The sequence below is a fragment of the Mycoplasma marinum genome (genome assembly GCF_004335975.1).
GTDB classification, from domain to species: domain Bacteria; phylum Bacillota_I; class Bacilli_A; order Mycoplasmatales; family Metamycoplasmataceae; genus Mycoplasma_K; species Mycoplasma_K marinum.
In genome coordinates this window covers 1-1,228 of sequence record NZ_PSZO01000076.1, presented here as the reverse complement: position 1 = coordinate 1,228, position 1,228 = coordinate 1, and the positions used below count along the sequence as shown (strand labels likewise).

Genomic DNA, 1,228 nt, shown 5'->3' with positions numbered 1-1,228 from the left:
ATATGGGGCATTCTATGAAGGTAGGCTATCTCCCTGATTCATTTGGTCATAATCCTCAAACACCACAAATACTGAGACAAGTTGGACTAGATAATTTCACTTTCTATCGTGGTTTAGATCCTAAAAAAGTAAAAAATAAACTTTATTTTGATTACGTCGCTCCTTCTGGCGATAAGGTATTGGGAATTTGACAAACACACTATTTTACATCTAGTAAATGAAAAACATACGAAGGTTTTATGAAAACGGGTTATAAAGACAATGGAACTACCGGAGAAGTAACTGTTGAGTCTTATGATAAAAGAACGCTTGGTGGGCCAATATTCATCCCAATGGGCGGGGATATGCGTAATTTTGAACCAAAAATAAATGATTACATCTGAAAACTTAATGAAGATGAAAGATTTCACTTTAAAATATCAAGTTATGAGGATGCGGTTGCAGATATTCAAAAGTTTATAAAGGATAAAAAAATTAAACTTACAAAATATAAAGGTGAATTAAGGGATTCGCTTACGGGTAGAGCTCATAGATCTATAATTTCTGCAAGAATGGATCTTAAACAAAGAATATATGATTTAGAATCCTCACTTATTGAGGTTATTGAACCACTTTCTGTTGTTGCATCCAAAAATGGTATCAATGTTCCTTGAAAAATGATTGAAAGATCGTGAAAGGATTTATTTAAAACATCGGCACATGATTCATACGGGGGATGTGTTGAAGATTTGGTTAACAGAAAAATGATGCAAAGACTTGAAGACGCTCTTCTTATCACAAGGGGTGTGGAAACAATGCTAATGAAAATTATGTCATTTACTTATATGGATGAAAAGGAAAAGAATCAAGTATTCATAATGAATTTGACACCTTATAAATATACCGGACCTTACAAAATCCAAATGTCTTATGAGCCTGAAGATGAAGGTGAAAAATTTAGCGAATATCAATTCTTAGATAGTTCTAAAGTTGTTGCTCATTTATTGGATAAAAGGACAAAAAATTCAAATAACAACAGAATTCTTGACGATGTTACGCTATATGTTGAAGATATCAAGCCATTTTCTATTAAGTCATTCAATATAAAGTATTTATCAAATAATGATCAAATCATTAATAAGAAAGATTTTGCAGTAGTTGAAAGCAAAATATGAAAAATTAAAGTTGAAAATAACATGATTTCTTTATTGAATAAAAAAAATGATAAAACTATAACTGATTTTATATC

Annotated in this window: 1 protein-coding gene; it reads left to right on the top strand. The window is 30.6% G+C overall.

Features of this window, described 5'->3' with window-relative positions:
- Positions 1 to 14: 14 nt before the first annotated feature.
- The coding region (locus tag C4B24_RS04775) for a glycoside hydrolase family 38 N-terminal domain-containing protein (RefSeq protein ID WP_246005083.1) at positions 15 to 1,228 on the top strand (1,214 nt) is incomplete at its 3' end.